The sequence below is a fragment of the Tetragenococcus muriaticus DSM 15685 genome (assembly GCF_000423785.1).
Classification (GTDB): Bacteria; Bacillota; Bacilli; order Lactobacillales; family Enterococcaceae; genus Tetragenococcus; species Tetragenococcus muriaticus.
The window spans coordinates 1-4,755 of sequence record NZ_AUIQ01000085.1; the positions used below are offsets into that span (position 1 = coordinate 1).

General features: G+C 38.7%; 4 protein-coding genes and 2 pseudogenes. 4 read left to right on the forward strand and 2 right to left on the reverse strand.

The features are described from left to right. Positions 1-207: pseudogene (locus G577_RS0109940) on the reverse strand (ISLre2-like element ISTeha1 family transposase); the annotation flags it as partial. A gap of 275 nt (positions 208-482) precedes the next feature. On the opposite strand from G577_RS0109940, the gene G577_RS0109945 reads away from it, so the two are divergent. Next, on the forward strand, positions 483-1,658 hold the full coding sequence (locus tag G577_RS0109945) for an IS256 family transposase (protein ID WP_028791038.1): 1,176 nt from the start codon (positions 483-485) through the stop codon (positions 1,656-1,658). A gap of 48 nt (positions 1,659-1,706) precedes the next feature. Continuing rightward, entirely contained in the window at positions 1,707-2,126 is a 420-nt protein-coding gene (locus tag G577_RS12740; protein ID WP_425314964.1) for a DUF305 domain-containing protein, read from the forward strand. On the opposite strand, the pseudogene G577_RS12745 reads toward G577_RS12740, so the two are convergent. Further along, positions 2,032-2,265, reverse strand: a pseudogene (locus G577_RS12745) (DDE-type integrase/transposase/recombinase); the annotation flags it as partial. The gene G577_RS12740 and the pseudogene G577_RS12745 overlap by 95 nt on opposite strands. 106 nt (positions 2,266-2,371) lie before the next feature. Between G577_RS12745 and G577_RS11495 the strand changes: the two are divergent. Together G577_RS11495 and G577_RS0109960 are read left to right on the forward strand one after the other, a co-directional pair. Further along, positions 2,372-3,526, forward strand: coding sequence for a glycerol dehydrogenase (locus tag G577_RS11495; RefSeq protein WP_051176775.1), 1,155 nt, complete (start codon positions 2,372-2,374; stop codon positions 3,524-3,526). Between the two features lie 196 nt (positions 3,527-3,722). Then, positions 3,723-4,262 (forward strand): helix-turn-helix domain-containing protein, encoded by a 540-nt coding sequence (locus G577_RS0109960; protein ID WP_028791039.1) that lies wholly within the window; start codon positions 3,723-3,725, stop codon positions 4,260-4,262. Positions 4,263-4,755: the final 493 nt, after the last annotated feature.

Here is a 4,755-nt window from a genome sequence, read left to right on the forward strand (position 1 = left end):
AAAGGTGATGGTTCTTTCGCTTTTGCGGTCGACGCGAAAGCCTTCTTTCTTCCATTGGGCACAAATTTCTTCATCGAGCGTTTGAAAAGCTAGTTGGGTGATTGTCGCTATCAGTTGCGCAAAAAAAATCATCATGGCTCTTTCTCTTGCTAAAAAATTTCTTTCCTTCTTCATTACTTCCACTAAATCTGTTACAATAGAATCCATAAGAAACCGCCTTTATTCATTAGTGCCTGTCAGCCCAATGAATAGAGTAACGGTTTCTTTTTTATTCGTCTAGAGGGAACCTCAATAAATTTTACACTTAGAAATTACGAAAAATGTAGTGATATTAACAAGTTATTATAACATTAAACAAAAAAACAGAGAGCGTAAAATATCTTGTGTAAATGCATAAAAGATTTCTGAATTGTATAGAAATAGGGAATGCCTTCCCTTATGATATTTAGTAACCACAGAAAACATCACAGGAGGCATTCCCCATGAATGAACTTACCACAGAAATTATCGCTGCACTAGCCCAAAAGCAAGATTTGGACGAAGTTTTTCGTCACCACCTCGAAATTGCGATTAACCAGCTGCTTCAAACCGAATTGGCAGAGTTTTTGGGTTACGAACGCTACTCATACGCTGGGATTAACACTGGTAATAACCGCAACGGCAGTTATGAGCGCTCGTTTGATACGAAGTACGGCCAACTTAACTTAACCATTCCTCGAGATCGCAATGGCCGGTTTGAAAACCATACCTTGCCAGCCTACGGTCGGCACAGTGATAATTTAGAAACAACGGTCATTCAGTTGTATACCAAGGGAATTACCACTGCTGAAATTGCCGAACTCATTGAGAAAATGTACGGTGCTCACTACTCCAAAGCCACGGTTTCCAACATGACTAAAGCCGTCAATGAACAGGTTCAAGCTTTCCAGCAACGTCGACTGGCTTCACAATATGCGACCATCTTCTTAGATGCCACTTACTTGCCGTTAAAGCGGGATACCGTTCAAAAAGAAGCCGTTCATATTGCGATTGGCATTCGTCCAGATGGTACGAAAGAAGTGCTGAACTACCAAGTGGCGCCAACGGAATCGACTGGAATCTGGACTGAACTGCTGGGAACCTTGATCAAGCAGGGCGTTAAAGATGTGCTGTTGTTTGTGGCCGATGGGTTAGTTGGTTTGGATGAAGGCTTGAATCGGTATTTCCCTAAAGCCAAACGACAACGTTGCCTGGTTCATGTTGGGCGGAATCTGATGAACAAAGTTCGCGTAAAAGACCGCAAGGCCGTGATCAGTGACTTTAAACAAGTTCATCGGGCCGCCAACCGTGAAGCAGCCGAACTGAAACTGAATGAGTTCGCCAACAACTGGCATCAGACCTATCCCAAATTAATCAAAGATCTGCTTAAAATGCCGAATTTACTCACTTTCATGGACTTTCCACCAGCTACCCGGCAATCACTATACTCCACTAACCTGATTGGGAACTTTAATAAGCATCTCAAGCGCACCACCCACCACAAAGAACAATTTCCAACGGAAGATTCACTGGATCGCTTCCTGGTTTCTCAGTTTAATGTTTATAACGAGAAGTCTCTGAAACGGATCCACCGAGGGTTCAAAGGACTCCAGGACCCCTTGGAAGCATCATTTATTTAAGTTAGATACATATTATATGTACGAAGGCATTTCATTTACACAAGATTCTTGACGCTACCCTATTTTTTTTGTTATAGTCAAAATGAAGCCAGCGAAGGCGAGGAGGACGTCATGAAACAATACACGAAATTTTTACTGATGATTCTTGTCTCTACAGTTATTATGTATGGGTTAATGTACCTTAATGTGTTCCAATTAGATCATATTTTTCTAAGCCAAACGCGACTGTATATGGCGCTAATTATGGGCGCCACCATGGCCATTGTAATGCTGTTATTCATGTGGTCAATGTACCAGAATAAGCGTTTGAACCGCCTGATCCTACTTGGTAGTGCGGTGATATTTGCTGGCTCGCTTTATCTAGTTCGTAGCCAAGCGACTCAGCGATCAACTGCTGGTAGTCGAGGGCTTCAGAACCGATATCAGCTTGAAGTAGTGGGACTTTCTCATCGACCTGAAATTGGTTAAAACGCTTGAATACCGGTTTATCAGCTCTTGGCAGCCGTGAATGATCAAAGATCTCAGCCAACTGAGCTAAAAGGATCAAAATAATTTGTCTTTGGAGCTTGATTATTAGAACTAAATAGGCTATTAATGGTGTATGCACACCAAGAATACCAGAAAAAGACGTTCGGGTGTTTTTTAATATTCGGAAATTAATAACAAAAACGAGGTACGTTTGACAGTACCCGTAATCAAAAGGAGGAATTATAATGACAAGCAGCAAAGAGTTTAAGTGGTTCGGCAGCCCAGATCATTATGTCCAAGGAAAAAATATCTTGCTGAATAGTGCAGATATTCTGAAACCTTACGGAAGTAAATTTTTACTATTGGCGGATAAAGATGTTTATAAAGCAGCCGGTAAAAAGTTTCAGGATTATTTAACGGAAAATGGTTTTACAGTTGCTTATACTGAATTCAATGGTGAATCTTCACTTGAAGAAATTGACCGTGTCACAAAAATTGCAAAGGACAAGTCGAGTGATGTGATTATCGGCTTGGGAGGCGGTAAAACCCTTGATACCTCCAAAGGCGTTGCAAATGCTTTAGATATTTCAAATATAATCTGTCCCTCCGCTGCTTCTTGCGATGCCTCATGTATTAAATTGTCTATCATCTACACAGAAGATCATGAATTCGTCAAATATCTCTTTTATGCACATCATCCAATCTTAATCATGGCAGATACTCAAGTAATTGCCCAAGCTCCTACCCGCACACTTTTAGCAGGTATCGGAGATGCCTTCTCTACGTACTATGAGGGACTTGAGGTTGCCAAAAGCCATGGCCATACTTTAGCTGGCGGACATCCTACAGATGCAGGGTTGGCCGTCGCAAGGCAATGTGCTGATACTTTGTGGAAATATTCATATCAAGCACTTGAAGCCTCAGAAAATAATACCGTCACAACTGCCCTTGAAAAAGTTGTAGAAGCTAATATTTTACTTTCAGGACTAGGAGCTGAAGGTGCCGGATTAGCTGCTGCTCATTCAATTTATGATGGTTTCAGTGTTTTAAAGGGCGATCCTGATAAGTTCCGCCACGGAGAAGAAGTTGCTTTAGGAGTTATGATTCAGTTGGTTCTTATCGGAACACCACAAAAAGAACTGGACAAATTTATTGAATTCCTTCTGACTTGCGGTTTCCCATTGACAAAAAAGGAATTCCATCTTGACAAAGTTAGCCAAAGCGAACTAGAAGCATTTGCTAAAAAATCAACAGATAAAGGCGAAACAATCGAAAACATGTCTTTCAAAGTTTCACCAGAGATGATTCTAGAAGCATTAGACGGTGTTGATGCCGCTGTAACACGCTATAGAGAAACCCATTCAATTCATCCTGTATTTGTTGATAAAGATTTTGGGTAAGTATATTCTTTACTAAGTATAAGTAGAAGTTATGACAAGTTATCTGCTGTGTCATAATTTCTACTTATTTTTAATTAACTTAATCTTTTTTTAGTTTTAGGTTATTTTTTATAGTTTAGTAAATTCTATTCACTTAATTTTAAAGTGCTCCATAATTGTTAGACAAGAAATCTAACAGTTATGGAGCACTTTTTCTATGGTCAAATATAGTTCAGAATTAAAAGCAGAAGTCGTTAGTGAATATCTTCAAGGTGACATTAGTATCAGTCTTCTTTCAAAGAAACGTAACTTGCCTCGAATACAAGTAGGTAGATGGATACAAAACTTTCGTTTGAGCGGCGCAGACGCTCTTAAACGAAGAAGAGTTAAACGAAGTTTCTCAGTTGAGTTTAAAGTTGATGTGATAAACTACTATCAAACTCATGATGAAACTTTAGCCGAAGTATCCGCAAAATTTGATGTTAATTCTTGTCAAATCAGTCTTTGGAGGACAGCCTTCAATCAGTATGGTATAGAAGCCTTGAAGCCTCATCCGAAAGGCAGAAAAACCAAAGTGAAACATAATAAGAAGAAATTACGTAAGTTAGTAAACAAGAACGAAATCGATCAACTTCGTGAAGAATTGACGAAAAAGAATCAAGAATTATATGATGCAAAATTGGAGAACGAAATCTTAAAAAAATCAATGACCCTGTTCGGAACCTCAAAGGACGAAAGAAAACACAAAAAAAAATAGATCAAAGTGAATGGAAAATTTATAAATCATTCAGGTAAATTTAAAAAGGATAACCTTATAACCTAAGATTATCCTTTTTGTTTTTTTATTCTTTTATTTCTTGTAATTGTTCTTCTAAAGTTTCTAAAAAATAAATGTTGCTATTAATCCTTTTATTATAGTACCTGAATGATTTCTAAAAATTTGTGGATAACTAATCGGGCCGGTCAACAGGGTTGTTGTTCGTGTTATTTTCTATTTTTACTGTCGATTTTGAGCCAAGTACAGGAAAGAACTACTGTAGAACGCTAAAAAAGGATAAAGTTCTTCCTAGAAGGTGGAAAATAAGCTTTTTATAAGGAAAGAGTGAAGTGAATAAGTTAAAGATTCAATCGCTGAATTCGCGTAAGGACTTCCCAGAAAAGCGTGTTATAAACGTTGGTACTAGAAAGGTGAACTTGAATTTTTCGCGCATGTTCCGTGACTCTCCCTGCGATATGGAACAATTGAAAGC